17 protein-coding genes and 1 pseudogene are annotated in these 20,183 nt (G+C 40.7%); 13 read left to right on the top strand and 5 right to left on the bottom strand.

Translation table 11 applies throughout. The annotated features are described in order from the left end of the window. Positions 1 to 122: 122 nt before the first annotated feature. The 4 genes from FQ085_RS12490 (at position 123) to FQ085_RS12475 (ending at position 5,454) form a co-directional block, all read left to right on the top strand. Complete coding sequence (locus FQ085_RS12490) at positions 123 to 1,667, top strand: carbon-nitrogen hydrolase family protein (RefSeq protein ID WP_058385973.1); 1,545 nt, start codon at positions 123 to 125, stop codon at positions 1,665 to 1,667. A gap of 192 nt (positions 1,668 to 1,859) precedes the next feature. Then, complete coding sequence (locus FQ085_RS12485; RefSeq protein WP_149456735.1) at positions 1,860 to 3,560, top strand: phospho-sugar mutase; 1,701 nt, start codon at positions 1,860 to 1,862, stop codon at positions 3,558 to 3,560. A 124-nt stretch (positions 3,561 to 3,684) separates the two neighbouring features. Next, complete coding sequence (locus FQ085_RS12480; RefSeq protein WP_071153656.1) at positions 3,685 to 4,800, top strand: GAF domain-containing sensor histidine kinase; 1,116 nt, start codon at positions 3,685 to 3,687, stop codon at positions 4,798 to 4,800. 12 nt (positions 4,801 to 4,812) lie between these two features. Further along, positions 4,813 to 5,454: a response regulator gene (locus tag FQ085_RS12475; protein WP_149456734.1), complete on the top strand. Its 642-nt coding sequence runs from the start codon at positions 4,813 to 4,815 to the stop codon at positions 5,452 to 5,454. Between the two features lie 216 nt (positions 5,455 to 5,670). Here FQ085_RS12475 and rsgA read toward each other — a convergent pair whose 3' ends face one another. Next, complete coding sequence (gene rsgA, locus FQ085_RS12470) at positions 5,671 to 6,723, bottom strand: ribosome small subunit-dependent GTPase A (RefSeq protein ID WP_149456748.1); 1,053 nt, start codon at positions 6,721 to 6,723, stop codon at positions 5,671 to 5,673. A 337-nt stretch (positions 6,724 to 7,060) separates the two neighbouring features. On the opposite strand from rsgA, the gene FQ085_RS12465 reads away from it, so the two are divergent. From FQ085_RS12465 to FQ085_RS12455, 3 genes are all read left to right on the top strand, one after another. After that, positions 7,061 to 8,128: a phosphotransferase family protein gene (locus FQ085_RS12465; RefSeq protein ID WP_058385968.1), complete on the top strand. Its 1,068-nt coding sequence runs from the start codon at positions 7,061 to 7,063 to the stop codon at positions 8,126 to 8,128. 212 nt (positions 8,129 to 8,340) lie between these two features. After that, the gene (locus FQ085_RS12460) at positions 8,341 to 9,630 is read left to right on the top strand and encodes a DUF2254 domain-containing protein (RefSeq protein WP_149456733.1); all 1,290 of its coding nucleotides are present in this window, start codon (positions 8,341 to 8,343) and stop codon (positions 9,628 to 9,630) included. A 42-nt stretch (positions 9,631 to 9,672) separates the two neighbouring features. Then, the gene (locus FQ085_RS12455) at positions 9,673 to 10,722 is read left to right on the top strand and encodes a mechanosensitive ion channel family protein (RefSeq protein WP_078080225.1); all 1,050 of its coding nucleotides are present in this window, start codon (positions 9,673 to 9,675) and stop codon (positions 10,720 to 10,722) included. A 155-nt stretch (positions 10,723 to 10,877) separates the two neighbouring features. On the opposite strand, the gene FQ085_RS12450 is transcribed toward FQ085_RS12455, so the two are convergent. Next, the gene (locus FQ085_RS12450; RefSeq protein WP_071153658.1) at positions 10,878 to 11,771 is read right to left on the bottom strand and encodes a cation diffusion facilitator family transporter; all 894 of its coding nucleotides are present in this window, start codon (positions 11,769 to 11,771) and stop codon (positions 10,878 to 10,880) included. A 351-nt stretch (positions 11,772 to 12,122) separates the two neighbouring features. On the opposite strand from FQ085_RS12450, the pseudogene FQ085_RS18465 reads away from it, so the two are divergent. The 4 genes and pseudogenes from FQ085_RS18465 to FQ085_RS12435 all read left to right on the top strand — a co-directional run. Further along, positions 12,123 to 12,352, top strand: a pseudogene (locus FQ085_RS18465) (chromate transporter); the annotation flags it as partial. A gap of 138 nt (positions 12,353 to 12,490) precedes the next feature. After that, the gene (locus FQ085_RS18460) at positions 12,491 to 12,667 is read left to right on the top strand and encodes a hypothetical protein (RefSeq protein WP_410477407.1); all 177 of its coding nucleotides are present in this window, start codon (positions 12,491 to 12,493) and stop codon (positions 12,665 to 12,667) included. A gap of 21 nt (positions 12,668 to 12,688) precedes the next feature. Next, positions 12,689 to 13,939, top strand: coding sequence for a kynureninase (kynU, locus tag FQ085_RS12440; RefSeq protein ID WP_149456732.1), 1,251 nt, complete (start codon positions 12,689 to 12,691; stop codon positions 13,937 to 13,939). Then, positions 13,940 to 14,563 carry a cyclase family protein gene (locus tag FQ085_RS12435; protein WP_149456731.1) on the top strand — a complete coding sequence of 208 codons (624 nt, stop codon included), beginning with the start codon at positions 13,940 to 13,942 and terminating at the stop codon, positions 14,561 to 14,563. Between the two features lie 68 nt (positions 14,564 to 14,631). Here FQ085_RS12435 and FQ085_RS12430 read toward each other — a convergent pair whose 3' ends face one another. Together FQ085_RS12430 and FQ085_RS12425 are read right to left on the bottom strand one after the other, a co-directional pair. Further along, positions 14,632 to 15,075, bottom strand: a complete 444-nt coding sequence (locus FQ085_RS12430) for an arsenate-mycothiol transferase ArsC (RefSeq protein WP_149456730.1) — start codon at positions 15,073 to 15,075, stop codon at positions 14,632 to 14,634. A gap of 214 nt (positions 15,076 to 15,289) precedes the next feature. Beyond that, positions 15,290 to 15,808 carry a universal stress protein gene (locus FQ085_RS12425; protein WP_149456729.1) on the bottom strand — a complete coding sequence of 173 codons (519 nt, stop codon included), beginning with the start codon at positions 15,806 to 15,808 and terminating at the stop codon, positions 15,290 to 15,292. 463 nt (positions 15,809 to 16,271) lie between these two features. On the opposite strand from FQ085_RS12425, the gene FQ085_RS12420 reads away from it, so the two are divergent. After that, positions 16,272 to 18,008, top strand: coding sequence for an ABC transporter ATP-binding protein (locus FQ085_RS12420; RefSeq protein ID WP_149456728.1), 1,737 nt, complete (start codon positions 16,272 to 16,274; stop codon positions 18,006 to 18,008). Positions 18,009 to 18,010: 2 nt separating this feature from the next. Further along, positions 18,011 to 19,765, top strand: a complete 1,755-nt coding sequence (locus FQ085_RS12415) for an ABC transporter ATP-binding protein (protein ID WP_071153662.1) — start codon at positions 18,011 to 18,013, stop codon at positions 19,763 to 19,765. 109 nt (positions 19,766 to 19,874) lie between these two features. Here the strand turns inward: FQ085_RS12415 and FQ085_RS12410 are convergent, their stop codons facing one another. Beyond that, on the bottom strand, positions 19,875 to 20,078 hold the full coding sequence (locus tag FQ085_RS12410; protein WP_058385958.1) for a YheE family protein: 204 nt from the start codon (positions 20,076 to 20,078) through the stop codon (positions 19,875 to 19,877). Positions 20,079 to 20,183 lie beyond the last annotated feature (105 nt).

Here is a 20,183-nt window from a genome sequence, read left to right as displayed (position 1 = left end):
CTCTTTTCAAAAAATGATTCCATAGAATTATAATTGTTATCGGGAGACAAGTAAAATAATATCAACCTGAGCGACTATCCGATATAATAAAGTATGAAACTTTTGTGAAGGAGAGCTGTGCTGTGTCAGAACAATTTGATTTATCCCATTTTGAAAAAAGCATGATCATTCGCGAGATGACTTATGCAGATATAGATGCCATCCTGGCAATGCAGCGTCTATGCTTCCCGGGAATGGATCCTTGGAAAGAAGAACAGTTAAGAAGTCATTTGGGTGTTTTCCCACAAGGTCAGCTTATAGCTGAGTTAGATGGAACAGTCATTGGCTCCTGTTCAAGTTTATTAATCAACTTTGATGAATATGATGACCGTCATACGTGGGACGATGTAACCGACGCGGGATACATTACCAATCATAATCCAGATGGTTACAATATGTACGGCATTGAAGTGATGGTACACCCAGAATACCGCCGGATGAAAGTAGGCCAGCGTTTATATGAAGCCCGCAAAGAATTAGCCCGCGAATTAAATTTAAAATCAATTATCATCGGAGGACGTATTCCAAATTACCACAAACACGCGGATGAAATGTCACCACGTGAATATGTAGATTCGGTTTCACGTCATAAAATTTACGACCCGGTTTTGACGTTCCAATTGATGAACAACTTCCAATTAATGCGCATCAATCCGAACTACTTGCAAGACGACGTAGCTTCAGGTAAATACGCAACGTTGATGGAATGGAATAACGTCGATTACAAACCTGTTTCTAAACGTCATTTCAAAACAAGTTTGCCGGTCCGTATTTGTGTTGTCCAGTATTTGATGCGCGCCATCGAATCGTTTGATGATTTAGCGAACCAAGTAGAATATTTTGTAGATGTAGCGTCAGATGCCCATTCAGATTTTGTGGTATTCCCTGAAATCTTCACGACGCAGCTCATGTCGTTCTTAAATGAGCCATCGCCGAGCCAAGCAGTACGTAAGTTAACGGAATATACACCTCAATATATTGAATTGTTTACAGACCTTGCTGTTCGTTACAATGTCAACATTATCGGAGGATCGCATTTCGTTAAAGAAGAAGACGATGAAATTTACAATATTGCTTACTTGTTCCGCCGTGACGGATCGATCGACAAGCAATACAAAATCCATATCACACCAAACGAACGCAAATGGTGGGGAATTTCTGCAGGAGATTCGGTTCGTGTCTTCGATACGGATTGTGGGAAAATCGCTATCCAAATTTGCTACGATATTGAATTCCCAGAACTGGCGCGTATTGCGACAGATATGGGTGCCAATATTATTTTCACCCCGTTCTGTACAGAAGATCGCCAAGGCTACTTGCGCGTTCGTTATTGTGCACAAGCGCGTGCTGTAGAAAACCAAATCTACACGGTCATTTCCGGTACGGTCGGTAACTTGCCGCAAACCGAAAACATGGACATTCAATATGCACAATCGGGTATTTTTGCGCCATCCGATTTTGAGTTTGCACGTGACGGCATTGTCGGCGAAACCAATGCAAACCTTGAAATGGTGTTGATTGGAGATGTCGATTTGGAAATTTTACGTCGTCAACGTCAAAATGGAACAGTCAAGCAGTTAAAAGACCGTCGTCATGATGTCTACCGTGTAGAATACAAAAAAGACTGAACACCGCCGCTTCCGAAATGGGAGCGGCTTTTTTTTGAGATGTTTGATAAACTGGAGATTCAGCGAAAAATTTTTTAACTGATGTGCTTACTTAGTGAGGAGCTCTCGCAGGAAAGCGCAACTGGTTTGTAGAATATCTACATATAAGACTGTTTAATTTAACTCAATTTCAATATGGATGGAGGAATTTCTATGTCATGGAAAGAACGCATGAAGCGTTGGTTAGACAATGAATCACTTGATGAAGAAACGCGCCAATCATTAACTGTCTTAAAAGACGATGAAAAATTAGCAGAAGATGCGTTTTATCAAGATCTGGTTTTTGGTACCGGAGGCATGCGCGGTGAAATTGGTCCAGGGACAAACCGCATGAACGTTTATACGGTCCGTAAAGCCTCTCAAGGAATCGCGGATTACATGAAGGAAAATGGGGAACTTGCTATGGCACGGGGGATGGTCATTGCATATGACAGCCGCCGCATGTCACCTGAATTTGCAGAAGAAGCAGCACGTACATTTGCAGCAAACGGTATTCATACGTATTTGTACAGTAGCCCTAGAACGACACCTCAGTTATCGTTTAGTGTTCGATACTTGAATGCATTTATGGGAATTGTTATTACGGCGAGTCACAATCCGCCGGAATACAATGGCTATAAAGTGTACGGAGAAGATGGCGCTCAATTAAATCTAGAAGATGCCGACCGTGTCATTGACTATGTTAGCCGTGTAGAAGATGAGCTATCTATCGTCAACGAAGGATTTGACGAGTCATTACTAATCCGAATTGACGAAAAATTGGATGAAGCGTATCTTACCAATGCGTTAACTGTACAAGAACATTCAGCGAGTCCGATCCAAGCCGTTTTTACGCCACTTCACGGAGCATCGGGGGCAACGGTTAAGCGGTTATTAGATCGAGCAGGCTATGATCAAATTACTTACGTAACCGAACAGATGCAACCAGACGGTGAATTTCCAACTGTTACTTCTCCGAATCCAGAAGAAGGATCTGCATTTGAATTGGCAAAAGAATACGGCAAGAAATCCGGAGCTGATTTACTGATTGCCGTCGATCCAGACGGAGACCGTGTCGGAATTGCCGTTTGGAGCGGTAGCCAGTACGAACTACTGAGCGGCAACCAAACCGGCGCTATTTTGATTGAGTATTTGCTGAGTCAAAAACAAGCAAAAGGCACGTTACCCAAAAACGGTCGTATTTTTAAAACCATTGTCACATCAGAATTTGGTCGCGTCGTAGCAGAATCATATGGTGTCAGTTCGGAAGATGTTTTAACTGGTTTTAAATTCATCGGTGAAAAATTAAAGCACAACGATGAGAATCCGAAATTCGAATTTTTATTCGGCTACGAAGAAAGTTATGGTTATTTAATTCGTGATTTTGCAAGAGACAAAGACGCTGTCCAGTCTGTTTTATTGCTCGTTGAAGCAGCTGCTTTTTATAAAAAACAAGGGAAGAATCTTCATGACGTGTTGATCGAATTGTATAATGAGTTTGGTTGGTACCGTGAATCACTAGTATCTGTTACGAAAAAAGGCATTGATGGGGCCCGTGAAATTACTGCATTGCTGGAAGGTTTGCGTAAACACCCAGTACAGGCGATTGCCGGCATTCCTGTTGTTTCGATTGAAGATTATGAAACGCAAAACCGCATTTTTGTCAATTTGGGCACCAATGAAAAAATTGAACTGCCTCAATCTAATGTCTTGAAGTACTTCTTAGAAGATGGTTCGTGGGTATGTGTGCGTCCAAGCGGCACAGAACCGAAAGTGAAATATTATTTCGGCATCACCGCAAAAACACAGCAAGAAAGCGATGAAAAAATGGAATTGCTAAAAGAATCATTCATAGAAGAAGTAAATAGCCGCTAACGACTAAGCCCCCCTAAAAAAGGGGGCTTTTATTGTCTAACTCTGTATACACATGTGCCTTTCTAAGACAAAAGTATGAGTGAGTTGGATTGCGATCACGTATATGATAAAAGTGAGGTGATTAATGTTGGCAGAACCTTCAAATGTAACGCTGTTAAAAGAAATTGCTGAACTGTTAAATGAAGAAATGGATATGACGTGTATGTTAGATGGGGCTATTCGTAAATTGTTGAACGGCTCTGCTTTTGAAACGGCTTGGATATTTTTTATTAATGAAAAAGGCAAGCATCAATTAGTGGCTCAGGCTAATTTGCCGGCCGCTTTAGAAGAAAACAGTTGCCGTCATTTACAAAAAGGTGGCTGTTGGTGCGTTAAGCGCTATCACGATGGCGATCTTGAAAAAGCATCGAATATTATCGCTTGTCAACGTATCGAAAATGCCATGCCAGAAAATTCGCGGCTACAAGGCAGTATCACTCATCATGCGACGGTTCCTTTGCAGTCAGGAGAAGAGAAATTTGGCTTGCTGAACATTGCTGCACCCGACACTGTCGGGTTTTCAAAAGACGAATTGGCTCTGTTGGAATCAGTGGCTTTTCAAATTGGCTCTGCAATCAAACGAATTGGCTTAACAAAGCAAGAACAGGAATTGGCTCTTGTGAAAGAACGAAATCGCTTAGCGCGCGACCTCCATGATTCTGTTAACCAATTGCTGTTTTCAGTGACGTTAACTGCTCGCGGTGGTGTCGAGATGTCAGAGGATCCTGTTGTTCAAGAAACTTTTCGCGATATTCAACATTTGACGCAGGAAGCATTGAATGAAATGAGAGCGTTAATTTGGCAATTGCGGCCAAAAGGGTTAGAGAGTGGATTGCTTGATGCCATCAAAGGTTACGGAGAAATGCTCGGAATTGCAGTTGAAACAAAAGTAATGGGTGTTATTCAATTGCCATCGCGAATTGAAGAAACGTTATTCCGGATTGCGCAGGAATCGTTGAACAATGTCCGAAAACACGCGGAAGTTAATAAAGTCGAATTGTATTTATCGGTCACGGCAACGGATGTTTTGTTCGTGCTAAAAGATGAAGGGCGCGGATTCGCATTTGATCATAGAGTCCACTTGCCATCTATCGGTATTCAAAGCATACGTGAACGTGCCAAAGCAGAAGGTGGCACAGCTGATTGGTCAAGTGAGATTGGCAAGGGAACGGAAATCTTAGTGCGGATTCCGTATGGATAAGGAGTTGAAAACGTGATGAAAGTTTTAATAGCCGATGACCATCATGTGGTCCGACGAGGATTGTTATTCTTTTTGAAAACACAAAAGGATATTGAAGTGGTAGGAGAAGCGGTAAATGGCAAAGAGGCTGTAGAAATGGCTGCAGCACTTCAGCCGGATATTGTGTTAATGGATTTGGTAATGCCCATTATGGACGGCATTCAAGCAACGCGAATGATCAAAGAACAATTCCCCACTATCATCGTTTTAATGCTAACTAGTTTTTCAGATCAAGATCACGTGGTGCCTGCGATTGAAGCGGGAGCAGCAGGCTATCAATTGAAAGATATTGAACCGGATGAACTGGTTGCTTCTTTGCGCAGTTTGATGCGAGGTGAAAACACACTGCATCCAAAAGCTTCTTCTGAACTGATGAAAGCGCCAGCGGAACCGGCACCTCATACCATCAACCAGCTGACACCAAGAGAACAGGAAGTGCTGGCTGAATTGACTAAAGGCAAAAGCAATCGCGAAATCGCTTCTGCGTTATTTGTTACCGAAAAAACAGTGAAAACACATATTTCCAACATCTTTATCAAACTAATTGTTCAAGACCGGACGCAGGCGGCACTTTATGCCGTGAAGCATGGTCTGACTGAACCAGAGATAAGATAAACAGAGAGGGTTGTACTCAAAAGGTCATGAAAAACGACTTTTTTGAGTATAGCCCTTTTTTTATGCGACAAAATAGGTGGATGCATTTGCACGTACGATCTGTAATCAATGACTTTTTATATTCTCAGAAGCAATTCAAAAAAACAGGTGGAGAAAAAGAGTTTCTTTTTCTCCACCTGTTTTATGTTAGAGACTTACGGGATAGCCTCCTCTATTCTAGCGTTTTTTAACGGGTCGTTTGCGATTGTCTTTGGTTAGTTGTTTCCATTTGTTACGCTCGGCTTTTTGAGCAGCGGCATCGCTTTTTCGCTCCATATGAGCAAGCTCACGCTTTAGCTTTAAATAACTCTGGTAACGTCCGGCATCCAATTTACCATTTCGAAGTGCCTCCTGAACGCAACAACCAGGCTCGTCATGATGAGCGCAATCACGGAATCGACAGTGGAGTGCCAAATCTTCGACATCGCTAAATCCTGCTGTTACGCCTTCTGAATAGTCACCCAGCTGAAATTCACGCATGCCAGGTGTATCAATCATTAATCCGCCTGCAGGCAATAAGATCATTTCTCTGTGTGTAGTCGTATGTCGCCCTTTGCTGTCATCTTCTCGGATATCTTGAACCACCATTTGTTCATTGCCAGACAAGGCATTGATCAAAGAAGATTTCCCGACACCGGAAGAACCGAGTAAAGCTCCAGTTTTTGAATCCGTTAACTGCTTCTGTAATTCTTCGATTCCTTCACTGGTATGTGCGGATACGGCAAAAATCGGAACGCCGAACGCTACATTTTCTACTTCACGTAAATAAGGGGTAATGTCAGTGCATTGGTCTTTTTTTGTTAAGACGATAATGGGATTCGATCCAGAATCCCAAGCGGCTAACAAATAGCGTTCTAACCGCCGAATATTAAAATCATCGTTTAGTGACATCGTTAAAAACACAACATCCACATTGACCGCAATTAATTGGATATCAGATGTTTCGCCCGCCACTTTTCTAGAAAACTGAGACGTTCGTGGTAGCACATGGTGAATAATGCCTTTGTCTTCGCCCGGCATTTGCTCGACCATGACCCAATCTCCGACGCACGGAAATTCTATGCCATGGTGCTGGTGTCTGTATTTTCCAGATAATGAGCAAAGCCATTCACCATCATTAGTGACAACGCGGTATCCATTTTTATGCTCCAGTGTGACACGCCCTGGAGTGCCATTCGTCGTTGTTTTGTCTTGCCAGCCTGAATTCCAGCCGTATTGTTCAATTTTCATCAATGTTATTTCCTCCTAATTATGCAAAATAAAAAACCACGGATGCGCGCAATTCGCAGTCGTGGTCTCCGGACATAATGGAAGAAGCGTATCGTCAGCGATACACAGAGGGAGACACTATAGACTGGAATTGCGTATTCAACAATAAGATAGCCATAATGCTTCACCTCTTTCTTCAAGTTAGGTTAACGATATAGGATATTCTGTTTTTGGTCAAGAACATTTTTTAGCTTATTGGGAAATATTTTACTGTAACTTGCATAAACGAAATGACCACGCTACCATTAAGTGACTATTCCGAATTCTTGTAGTGATTAAATTTAGAAGAGGTGGAGAAATGAGAGAGCGACAAAATGTGATTATTCCAGTAAGAGTAGGCGAAGAACTTGATATAGAGACGCTTGAGCGATTTCTCCAAGAGAAAATTGAAAATCTACCAACAGGAAAACTTGAAGTTCAGCAGTTTGGTACGGGTCATTCCAATTTAACGTATGCCTTGCAAATCGGAAACTGGCAAGCTGTATTAAGAAGGCCACCGCTCGGACCTGTAGCACCTAAAGCGCATGATATGGAACGCGAATATAACATTCTATCTGCTTTACATCCAGTCTTTAAAACAGCACCAAAGCCTTTTGTTTTTTCAAATGATTTATCGATTGTTGGCAGTCCCTTTTTTGTGATGGAAAGGCGCCATGGTCATGTATTAGATAGTGATTTCCCAGAAAATAGTAGACCGACGAGAGAGTTGGGACAAAAAATTTCAGAGAAAATGGTCGATTTATTGGTCGAGCTTCATTCGTTAGATTACAAGCAAACGGCTTTGGCTGGAATGGCAAAACCGGAAGGCTTTATGCAGCGTCAAGTTGACGGCTGGATTGGACGTTATGAGCGTGCACAAACAGACGATATTGAAGGTGTAGGAAGATTAACTGAATGGATGCTCACAAACATGCCAGTATCTCAAGAACCTACGATTATTCACTATGATTTTAAATTGAACAATGCTTTATTTTCGGAAGATTTCTCAGAAATAACGGGTCTGTTTGACTGGGAAATGACGACAGTCGGAGATCCATTAGCAGATCTTGGAGCGGCTATGAGTTATTGGATTCAAGAGGGAGATCCTGACTTATTAAAAAAAGGACTCGGTAGAGCACCCGTTACTGTGCTAGAAGGCTTTTACAGTCGTCAGGAGTTTATAAAAAGCTATGGTGAAAAAAGTGGAAGAGACGTATCCGATATGAATTTTTATTTAACATTTGCTTATTTCAAATTAGCTGTGATTATTCAACAAATTTATTATCGTTACAAAAAAGGACAGACACAAGATCCGAGATTCGCACATTTCGATCAATATGTAGCGAGTCTAATGAAGCATGCATTGTCGACTGCTTTGGAAAAATAATTTTCTTTAGTTTTATGTTATTTGTGCGCATGCCAACAGATGGATTTTCTTCGGCTGTGCTAGAAGAAGGGCTGATCAACAGGTAGTGCACCCAAAAGTTAGAGTCGAACTCTAACTTTTGGGTGCACTACCTCATCTAGCCTTTTTTGTTTGTCAAAAAGCCATCAAGGGAAAAGAAAGAGGATAGATACCCACAAGAAAGGAGCATGACGATGAAGGCATTGTCTTTTTGGCTAAAAGAAAAACTGTGGATTACTCCTGCATTTTACATTGTAATTTCAATTTTTCTGTCCATCTTTTTCTATTATGTTGACTTATTGTATATTGACGAACTAAAGCCATATGTTCCAGCAATTCTTTTAACGAATGTTGACTTAGCTAAGACGATTATGGGAAGTTTATCAGGCGCTCTCCTAACGATGACGACTTTTACTTTTTCAACAATTCTCGTCGTACTAACGATGTACTCATCTCAATTTTCGCCAAGAACATTAAAGAACTTTGTTCACGATAAAATTGTTTGGCGAGTTTTAGGGATTTTTCTGAGCGGCTTTATTTACAATACTTTATCATTATTATTTATGAGAGAAGATCTCTACGAAACTGATGTCATTTCAACTTTTATCGGTATTATTATCGCTTTTTTCTGTCTTTCTACATTTGCCTATTTCATCCATTATATTGCAACAAATGTACAAGTAGGACAACTAATCAATCAATTAATTAAGGATACAGAAGATGCCATTTCCAAATTTGAAAAGTTACAAGAAAATGAAAAAGGTGAAGAAATAACGTGGAGCCCAATTGGTATCAAAGAGACGCATCAAGCTGAAAAAGAAGGATACATTCAGTATCTGTCTTTCGAAAAGCTCGGAAATTATGCACAAGAGCAAAAACTAAAAGTTGAAATTCTTGTGAGTCCAGGCGATTACGTCTATGAGGGCAAGCCGATTTTTCATGTTTATGGAGTGAATCACGCTAAACAGTCTATTAATAACTTCTATTCACTCGGTACTTCTAGAACGACAGAACAGGACCTTGATTTTGCCATTCAAAAATTAGTAGAAGTGGCGCTTCGTGCCATATCGCCGGGCATCAATGATCCAAATACAGCGAACGATATTATTATTCGGCTCGGACGTTTACTTGGCCAATTAGGTCGATTAAAAACAGGACCTTTCTTACTAGCTGAAGAGCATGTTTTATACCGCTTTCCTGCATATAAAAAAGCGTTGTATAAAACTTTCTATCAATTATCGCATTACGGCAAGGAAGACATTTCAGTTTTAATTTCTATTCTTGAGTCTTTGAAAGTGGCTGCTGAAATGGGAGCTAAACGGCATTATGTGGAGTTGTGGGAAATTCATGCTTACGTTTTAGAAGGTGTGGATATCGGGGCATTGAAAACCTTTGATCAAGAAGTTCTTCAAGAAAAAGTGGACGAGCTAGCCATAGCCACGGATCAGCATTCGTATCATCTGGTTTTGACGAAAAAAAACTGAGGACAGTGTTAGAAATCTATCAAGCAGTAAAGGAGAGGGGTTATGAAAAACAATGAGCTGTTCGAAGGCATTACTTTTTTAAAGGATTTGTCTTTAGTAGAGTTTTTCATGTTCTTCGTGTATGTGGCTTTAATCCTTATCGGGAAATTTTTGATATTATTCCTGCTGAGAAAGGTTATAGCTTCAACAGATTTCAAAAGACGGGTTTATCCGGTAATTGAAGATGTCTTAAATTGGTTGCTTCTTTACGGCGGCATCCTGTTCTTTCTTTTTTACTTCTCGAAAGAACAATGGTTGACTTCAGCTTTTTATGAAACTGAAGGCGTTGAGATCTCCGTATTACTAATCATTGTAGCTGTCCTCATTGTGACATTTGCCAGTCGCGTCACTAAAGCTTTAAATCGCTACGTCATGCCATTTGTCTACGAACAATTTAATATAGATATGGGAATGGGCTACACAATCAACCGACTGCTTTATTATGTCGTGATGTTTTTAGCATTGGCAATCAGTTTTACTACTGTCGGGCTTGACTTAACAGCGCTCGGATTTGTATTTAGTGTTCTTGGAATTGGTATAGGTTTTGGCGTTCGTAACATCGCCGCTAATTTTGTCTCAGGCATCATCATTTTGTTTGAGCGTCCGATGGAAGTTGGAGAAATGGTGGAAATCGACGGGAAAATCGGACGTATTACTAAAATTAAATTGAGGTCAACTGTTATAGAAACCTTGAAAGAAGGAACTCTCGTCGTTCCGAATCAATATTTTATCGAGCAAATTGTTAAAAATCGTTCGAGCGCACAATTGTATGCCAGGGTAGTAGTAAGTGTGGAGTATGGCAGTGATACGAAAAAAATCGAACAACTTCTCAAAGATGCAGCTCTAAAGACAATCAACTTGATGAAAGGAATACCAGAAAAAGAACCAGATGTCCGATTTATTAACTTTCGGAATTCCGCATTGGATTTTCAAGTAGAAGTACAAGTTGCCGATGTTGAAATGAAAGAAAGGCTTGAAAGTCGAATTCGTCATGCCATTGCAGAAGATTTTGTTCACAACAATGTAAAAATGGCGCAAGCACTAGACGAATAATCAAAAAAGTCCGCGGCTCTTTAAAGCCGTGGACTTTTTCGATTACAGAAAGCATTATATAAGCCTAAATGGTCTTGCCACTTGGAGTTCCTTTCATCGGTGTGGAATGCAGAATGCCGTACAAGCACAGTGAAATGAATATTCTTTTGTTCGTTTCAGTCGTCCTGACGACTAATAGGAGACGAAAAATCTGGTTCAATGTGAACAAGAATGACGCAATGAGGTTTTACTTTCTGAATTTTTCTTTCGATTTCTTCAGTGATCCAGTGACTTTCTATTACATTAAGTTTGGGTGCAACACTGACAGTCAAATCGATAAACATGACATTGCCATGATTGCGTCCTTTAAAATCACGCAATGAAATAACTCCGGGAACTCTTCTAACTAAAACAGATAAAGTTTCCACTTCATCTTCATCAAACCCATCGGTTAACGTCATGACAGATTCCTTGAAAATATCCAGAGCCGTTTTGATAATGATCAATCCGATAATAAATGCGGTAAGAACATCGAGAATTGGTGCGCCAAAAACAGCACCCATAATGCCGATACCTGCGCCAATACTGACGAGAGCATCTGACCGATTATCATAAGCTGCAGCACGGACAGCTGAACTTTTGATTTCTTGACTAAGCTTCAAGTTATAGCGATACACAACGTACATAACAATTGCAGAAAACAAAGCAATCCAAGCCGTAAACAGAGAAGGGGTTTCGGCAACAGGTTCAAAAATAGAGCGAATAGCGTTAGCCAAAACTTGTAATCCTACAGCCGCCATAATGAAAGATGCCAAAAGAGAGGCAATGGTTTCAGCGCGCAGATGACCATAATGATGATTTTCATCGGGCGGTTTCTGAGAAATTCGTAGTCCCACCAAAACGGCAATAGATGCGAGAATGTCAGTTAAATTGTTAAGACCATCGGCTTTTAATGCTTCAGAAGAACCTGAAAAGCCGAAGAAAAGCTTGATAGCACTAAGAAATACATAAGCACCAATACTGATCCAAGCCCCTTTTTCCCCTTTGCGTAAGTTTGTATACATGTCCATAATGTTTCCCGCCTCCAAGTTGCTGAAACAAAGTGAAACGACCCTCAGAGGAGGGCCGTTTCGTTATCTTTATTTATGAGTAGTAAAATAGATGTTTTGAGTTATTGCTCGCAGTAACGTGCAAAGAATAGACAGTCCAAAATAGTGAATAGCGACTTTGATTCACAGATGACCTTTTAATAGTATCAAGGTCTTTTGAAGCGTTGTCAATACTAAGAATTTCTAGAAATGCTTGAGACAGTAAAGTTGCATGAATTTAATATCAAGACATATAAGTAAACGATTATCCTCAAAAGGACTAATTTATTTAAAGGAGAGGGCTATGATAAAGAAAAAAACAACTATGCAGAAATCTTAAAAGCATCGAAGAAGTTAGGACTGACGTCTTTTGGTGGCTGGCAGCCCATATTGGTTATTTCAGAGATGAATACGTCAACAAAAGAAAATGGCTCGACGATAAAGCGTATGCAGATTTAGTAGCACGTTGTCAATTTCTCCCGGGACCGGCTAGTTCGCAGGTGGGGATTTCCATTGGCATGTCGCGTGGAAGAATGTTTGGTGGATTCTTGTCGTGGTTTGGAAATTGATGAACGGTGTATCGGGAGTGATTATTGCGGTCATTGCTATGTTTTTGCCATCTTTCCTATTGGTGATTGCAACATTGCCTTTTTGACGCATCATTCGGACAAAGTCAGGAGTACAAGCAGCATTAAAAAGGCGTGCTCGGAATTTTACTAGCTGCTTTATATGACCCTGTTTTCACTTCAGAGATTCGTGATCCTGTTGATTTTGCAATTGCAGTAATAGCCTTTACAATGTTAGTCTATTTTAAACTGACTCCTTGGATTGTCGTACTGGTAACAACAATTCTAGGTGCAATTGCTTATGCAATATAAAGTTTAGAGGAGGACGAAATAATGACGAGCAAAGAGTTGGATCGCGAAGATTTGTTAGCGGATTTTAAACAGGAGTTTTTTGTTGAAAAAGGGATGGTTTATATGGACGGCAATTCTCTTGGGTTGATGTCTAAACGATCTGAAGCAAAATTACAGATGCTGATGGATAGCTGGAAAACATTTGGAATTGATGGGTGGACAGAAGGTAACCATCCGTGGTTTACCTTAGCTGAGGAAATGAGTAAACGCATTGCCCCATTAGTCGGCGCACAAGGCAATGAAGTGATGGTAACAGGATCGATTACGTCGAATATTCATCAAATGCTGTCAACGTTGTTTCAACCGACTGCTGAACGTTTTGCAATTGTTGTCGATGACTTGAACTTTCCTTCAGATATTTATGCTGTAGAAAGCCATCTTCGTTTGCGAGGATTGGATCCGGCAAAAGCTATGAGAAAAGTTGGAAGTAAAGATGGCTACACACTTGAGCTAACCGACATTATTGAACAATTAACTGACGATGTTGCTGTTGTGCTGTTACCTTCTGTGCTTTACCGCAGTGGTCAGCTATTGCCAATGCGTGATATTGCAAAAGCGGCACATGAAAAAGGTATTTTGGTAGGCTTTGACTTAGCGCATTCAATCGGTGCCATGCCCCATCACTTGCATGACGATGGAGTGGATTTTGCTATTTGGTGTCATTACAAATACATGAATTCAGGACCAGGTGGAACAGGGGGGCTGTACATACACGAACGCCACCATCAATTGCTGCCTGGGAATGCTGGATGGTTTGGTTCTGATAAAGCTCGTCAATTCGATATGGACCATGAATTTACGAAAGCACAAGGAGCGGGTGCTTACCAAATTGGGACACCGCATATTTTCAGTATGGCACCGTTGCTTGGCAGTCTCGAGTTATTTGAAGAAGCGGGAATTGGAGAAATTCGCCAAAAATCACTGCAGCTGACTCGTTTATTGAGACAGCTTGTAGGACAACAGGTTCCTGAACTGACTGACGTTACACCTGTACAAGACGAAGCTAGAGGCGGTCACGTCGCTTTTGCTCATCCTGAGGCAGCGAGAATTTGCAAAGCACTGAAAGAAGCAAAAATCGTTCCTGATTTCCGTGCACCCAATATCATTCGATTAGCGCCTGTTGCTTTTTACACATCTTTTAGCGATGTAGAGCAAGTGGCCGATAAGCTTCAGCACATTATGGACAATGAAACATATAAAAAATTTAGCAATGAACGAAATGTGGTGGCTTGAATGGACCCACAAAAAATCATTGATATTTCGATGGAATTGAACGACACAACACCGGAATGGCCTGGAGACGTACCGTTTAGTTATGAACTATCTGTCACGATAAAGCAAAGTGGTTCAGTTAATATCGGGAAGGTGCAAACGAGTACGCATATTGGCACTCATATTGATGCTCCTTTTCATTACAATAACGAGGGGCTCAAAACACATGAACTGCCCTTAGATGTCTACTTGTCACAAGCTCAAGTGATGGATGTTAGTGGCTTGGAAAAAATCAAGGTGTCAGATTTGAAACCACTTGAAGAACAGGTCACGGCGGTGTTGCTAAAAACCGTGTCTTGGAAAGACCGTAGTAAATTTCCAGTGGAATGGCCTATTTTTGATGAAGGAATCGCACGATGGATGGCTGATCATGGTATAAGCTTACTTGGCGTTGACGTGCCGTCCGTGGATCCAGAAACTAGCAAAGAATTGCCAATGCACCGGGCTATGAATCGTCATCATCGTTTTATTTTGGAAGGCATCGTTTTGGATCATGTAGCAGAAGGGGTTTACCGACTAGCAGCATTGCCACTGAAGATTAAAGGCGGAGAAGGCAGCCCAGTCCGAGCGATTCTCTATACGTAAAAAGCAGTGTAGGCAAGTGTAAAAAAATGAAAGCAAATAAAACCTTCACCGGTTTACTGGTGAAGGTTTTATGCGTAATCTGCACGGAAATAAGGTTCCATGTTTTTTATATTCGTCGCAATTTCATCACAAATCTCTTGGTAAAGCGCCCATTGTTCTGTAGTGTCGCTAGTTCTTAACTCAGGGTTACGTATGTCCCAGCGCAGCAGTTTCTGAGTCGGCAAATCTGTTGGAATGTCACCATGTTCAAATTCTCCATCGTGTAAAGCGATGATTAAATCTGCTTCTCTTATTTCTTCTGGATTATAAGTACGTGCTTCAACTGCTGGTAAGTCCAATATAACTTCCTTCATTATTTCTAAAGGCATGTCATTAAAAGAAGGCTGAGCTTCTTTTGACCATGCAGCACTGCGAATTTCCCAATCAGGAAGCATCAGTCGATTTGCCCAAATTTCAGCCATTAATCCACGATGCTGATGAGGAGATAAAAAATAAACTGTTTGTCTTGACATAGGTCTTCCCTTCTTCCTTTTGTAAAACGCGTTTTGCTATTAGTAATGTTTACCCCGTAGAAAAGAAATCAAACTGTTAAATTTGTGATGGTAGTGTGACGTTTTTGATGAAATGCCAAAAACCCGATCCGATTAAACAAGCAATAACTTGTCCAACAAGACCGGATTTTTTGGTATGTCTTAGCAATCCATTCAGTAGTGCAAGAGGAAATGGTTATTTGACAACCAAGATAGAACAGGAAGAATCTTTGATTAACTTTTTGCTGACAGATCCAACGAAGAATTTTTGCAAACCTGCTTTCCCGCTGTTGCCAATAATGAGCAAATCAATGTTTTGCTCATCAACAAAAGCAGAAATCGTTTTGGACGCATTTCCTTCAAGGGCGAGCACCGATGCTTTTGTGTTGTGTTCATCTAATTGACGTTGGATAGATTGTTGAAGGTGCTTGGAGTATTCAACTACTGTCTCATCATAATCCTTTAGATTAGAGACGCGTTCATCGCCAATTCCAGGTGGCATGAATTGTGCATAATTGCTGTCGACGTTTGCCGAAATTACTGGAGCCGAGGCACTGCCGGCATCCATATAACCAATGCTTTCCCGGTAGTCTTCGTTCACATAGATAACAGAAAGTTTAGCACCTGGTAATACGTTTACAAATTCCATTGCCTTTTCAAATGCAATTCGACTTCCATCAGAACCATCATAAGCCACAGCAATATTTTTATACATTATCATCACCTCATCCTAATTTCTCTTAGTGTTAAATTACCCTACGTAATCAGAATGAAACATCCGTTATATTTTGGAAAAAATAAATTTTCGAAAAATCTTGACAATTCAAAATAAACTTTGCTATTCTAGAATTAACAAATAAAAGGGAATGGAGGTCATGATGATGAAAAAATTGGAAATTAACAAGCACATTAATTTAATATTGTTATCAGACCTTCCTTCGATTTTTCTCTGACTTTATTTCGGAAATAGAATGATTCAGGACATGTCTGACTAAATGTCCTGTTTTAATGAGCGTGTGCCCATAAACGAGGCGCGCGTTTTTTTGTGTGTTTTAATGCAAATGAAATGAAATCTAATGGGAGTTGTTGGATATGAAGTTGTTTCAACAGGTAGAAATGATCAATAAAGAATGACTTGAAGCTGATTATTGGAGTGGAAAAGAAAAGAGGCGTAGCTAATGTTTGACGTATTATGGAAATTAAAATGGTTTTTTAAAGAAAATTGGCTGAGGTACACGACAGCTGTCGCTTTGTTATTCGTTGCCAATATTTTAGAAATTATTCCACCTTGGTTAATTGGGAAAGCGATCGATTCAATTGCTCAAGCGCAACTGACTTCGACGCTGATGTGGCAGTACATGGCAGTATTAGCAGTAGCGATGGTATTAGCTTATTTGATCAATTTTGTTTGGCAATATCAATTATTTGGTGGGGCTTATGTTATTGAACGGCAGCTCCGTTCTAGCTTGATGGGGCATTTCTTGAAAATGACACCCACTTTTTACGAGAAAAATCGGACAGGCGATTTAATGGCACGTGCTACAAATGATTTAAAGGCCATTTCCGAGACGGCAGGATTCGGCATTTTAACGTTGGTGGATTCAACTTTGTATATGGCAACTATTATTGTCGCGATGGGAATGTTGGTTTCTTGGGAATTGACTTTTCTAGCGATGATTCCCTTGCCGATTCTAGCGGTAGTAGTACAAATACTGGGGAAGAAAATTCATGTTCGTTATATGGAAGCGCAGGAAGCTTTTGGTGACATGAATGACCGCGTATTGGAATCGGTTGGAGGAGTTCGCGTCATCCGAGCTTATGTTCAAGAGCGCGCTTCAGAACAACAATTCGCTGCTATGACCGAAGACGTGTACGAAAAGAATATGGCTGTAGAACGAATTGATGCTTTGTTTGCGCCAGTAACCAAAGTGCTGACTGCCATTAGCTATATGATTGGACTTGGCTATGGGGCATTTTTAGTTGCTGAAGGCACGATGACGCTAGGGGATTTAGTGGCTTTTAATGTTTACCTTGGCATGATTGTTTGGCCGATGTTTGCGATTGGAGAATTGATTAACATCTTGCAACGAGGCAATGCTTCATTGGACCGCGTCAACGGAACGCTGGATTATCCGGAAGATGTTACCGATCCAAAGGAGCCATCTACTACCGGTAAACCAGAGAAAATTGGTTTTAAAGACTTTAGTTTTACTTATCCGCAATCAAATTCAATCAATCTTCAAGGCATCAATCTTTCCATGAACAGTGGCCAGACGCTGGGCATTGTCGGCAAGACAGGTAGTGGGAAATCGACTTTCGTTAAGCAATTGCTGAGAGAATACCCCACTGGTCAAGGAGCCATCTTTATGAATGGAATTGAATTGAAGAAATTAACGAAAGATCAGCTGCGTAGCTGGATTGGCTACGTGCCACAAGATCATGTGTTGTTTTCGCGGACAATTCGAGAAAATATTCTTTTTGGAAAATCAAATGCTAGTGAAGAAGAGATGGTTGAAGCGCTTCGTTTAGCTTATTTTGAAAAAGATTTAGCGTTGTTGCCAAATGGGTTAAACACACTAGTTGGTGAAAAAGGAGTGGCGTTATCAGGTGGTCAAAAGCAGCGGATTTCTATTGCGCGCGCATTGATTAAAAATCCGGAGATTCTAATTTTGGATGATTCGTTGTCAGCGGTAGACGCGAAAACAGAAGCGCGCATTATCGAAAACATCCAAGCCAATCGTACTGGCAAAACGACCATCATCACAACACACCGACTTTCTGCAGTAAAGCACGCTGATTGGATTGTCGTATTAGATGACGGGAAAATTATTGAAGAAGGAACTCATAAGGAGTTGCTGGAAAAAAACGGATGGTACAACGAGCAATTCCTCCGTCAGCAAATCGAGGAGGTGTAAATATGGGAACAGGTAAACGATTAGTACAATATGCATTGCACTTTAAACGTGTTTTAGTTTGGGGATTAGGAATGCTTGCGATCGCGGTTGCTGCTGACTTGGCAGCACCGCTTATTGCCAAAGAAATTATCGATAAACACATCGCTACCTCTGGTGAAGTAATAAACTTTGAGCCGATTGCTTATTTACTGGCTTTGTTTTTTGGACTTGCTATTATCAGCGCGATTTTTCGTTATTGGCAGTCTATACTTCTCCAAAAAGGAGCCAATCGGATTATCCGAAAAATGCGAAACGATGTCTACGGCCATACACAAACGCTACCAATTCGTTATTTTGACAATTTACCAGCTGGAAAAGTAGTATCGCGCATAACAAACGATACAGAAGCAATACGGGATTTGTTTGTGACTGTATTGTCTCAATTTGCAACGAGTTTTATGTATATGGCTGGTATCTTTATCGCGTTGTTTTATCTCGACTGGAAAATGGCTGCAATGACACTTGTTTTAATCCCGTTGTTGTATATATGGATGTTGGTATACCGTAAATATGCGGCCCGCTACAATCATGTCGTGCGAGAAAAGGTCAGTGAAATGAACGCTATGATCAACGAGTCAATTCAAGGAATGACCATTATTCAAGCATTTCGTCGAGAACACAAAATGAAAGACGAATTTGAAGAACTGAACGATGAACATTACAAGTATCAGAAGAAATTATTAGTACTCGAAGGTGCCGCTTCTTATAATTTGGTTGGGGTACTGAGATCCATGACCTTTATTTTATTTGTCTGGTATTTCGGCGGAGCTTCTATGTCGGGGAGTGAAGTAGTGACAGTTGGTATGCTGTATGCTTTTATCGACTACATTATCCGGCTATTCAACCCTATCAGTGGCATTGTCAATCAGTTTGGACGCCTAGAACAAGCGTTAGTCGCGGCTCAACGAGTATTCCGTTTACTAGATCAAAGTGGTGAAGCAGTTGTCGATAAAAAAATAACTCGATATCAGGGAAATGTCAGCTTCGAGAAAGTTTGGTTTGCTTATAATGAACAAGACTATGTGCTACAGGATATTTCTTTTAAAGCAAAACAAGGCGAAACCGTAGCGTTAGTCGGTCACACAGGTTCAGGTAAAAGCTCCATCATGAATTTATTGTTTCGCTTTTACGATACTTCTAAAGGTGCGATCACCATTGATGGCATGAATATCAATGATATGCCAAGACAATCGGTTAGAGAGCATATGGGAATCGTTCTACAAGACCCTTATCTGTTCAGTGGAACAATCGAGTCAAATGTGACTCTAGGAGATGAGCGGATTACTAGAGAAATGGTGACGGATGCGTTAGCAGCAGTCGGAGGAGAGCGCGTGTTGGCTCATTTGCCGAAAGGAATTGATGAGCCAGTTGTAGAAAAAGGCAGTACGCTTTCTTCTGGACAACGACAATTGGTTTCTTTTGCTAGAGCATTAGCATTTGATCCGGCAATCTTGATTTTGGATGAAGCAACGTCTAACATCGATACAGAGACAGAAGAAATTATCCAGCATGCTATGGATGTATTAAAAAAAGGCAGAACGACGTTCATTATCGCTCATCGCTTGTCGACAATTAAAAATGCAGATCGAATACTAGTACTGGAAAAAGGTCAAATTGCGGAAACGGGTAGTCATGAAGAATTGATGAAGCTCGGCGGCATCTATTTCCAAATGTATAAAATTCAATCAGGAATGTCCAAAACCCAGACCGTTGGGTAAGGGGACATTCCCTTTTTTATGCGTTCACAGAGCTATCGCTGTTAAAATAAGTCAAGCTTCCTTATACTTAAAAGAGCGAACGAAAAAAGCACTGGAACTTTCCAGCGCTTTAATCGTATACATGATAGAGCATGAGCTCGTGGATCATCGTTTTGATAGCTTCTTCATCTTGCGGTGGATTTGAACGCCAAACGATGCTGCCATCGGGATGATACTCCCCGTTTATGCGTTCGTTCTTATAAAAGAAGGAAATGTTCCAACCTGGTAATTGATGATTTTCGAACATTGGTTTAAATTTAAAATGCTGAAGCATATGGAACCTCCTTTGCTTTCTTCTCCCTATTATAGAGGATTGCGAAGAATACACAAAGAAGAAAAAGAAATGAGTGACAACAGTGAATATTATCGTAACATTAGT

Source organism: Planococcus sp. ANT_H30 (assembly GCF_008369335.1).
Taxonomy (GTDB): Bacteria; Bacillota; Bacilli; order Bacillales_A; family Planococcaceae; genus Planococcus; species Planococcus kocurii.
Note: the sequence above shows the minus strand (reverse complement) of the source record. Positions and strands in the feature narration are given on the sequence as shown.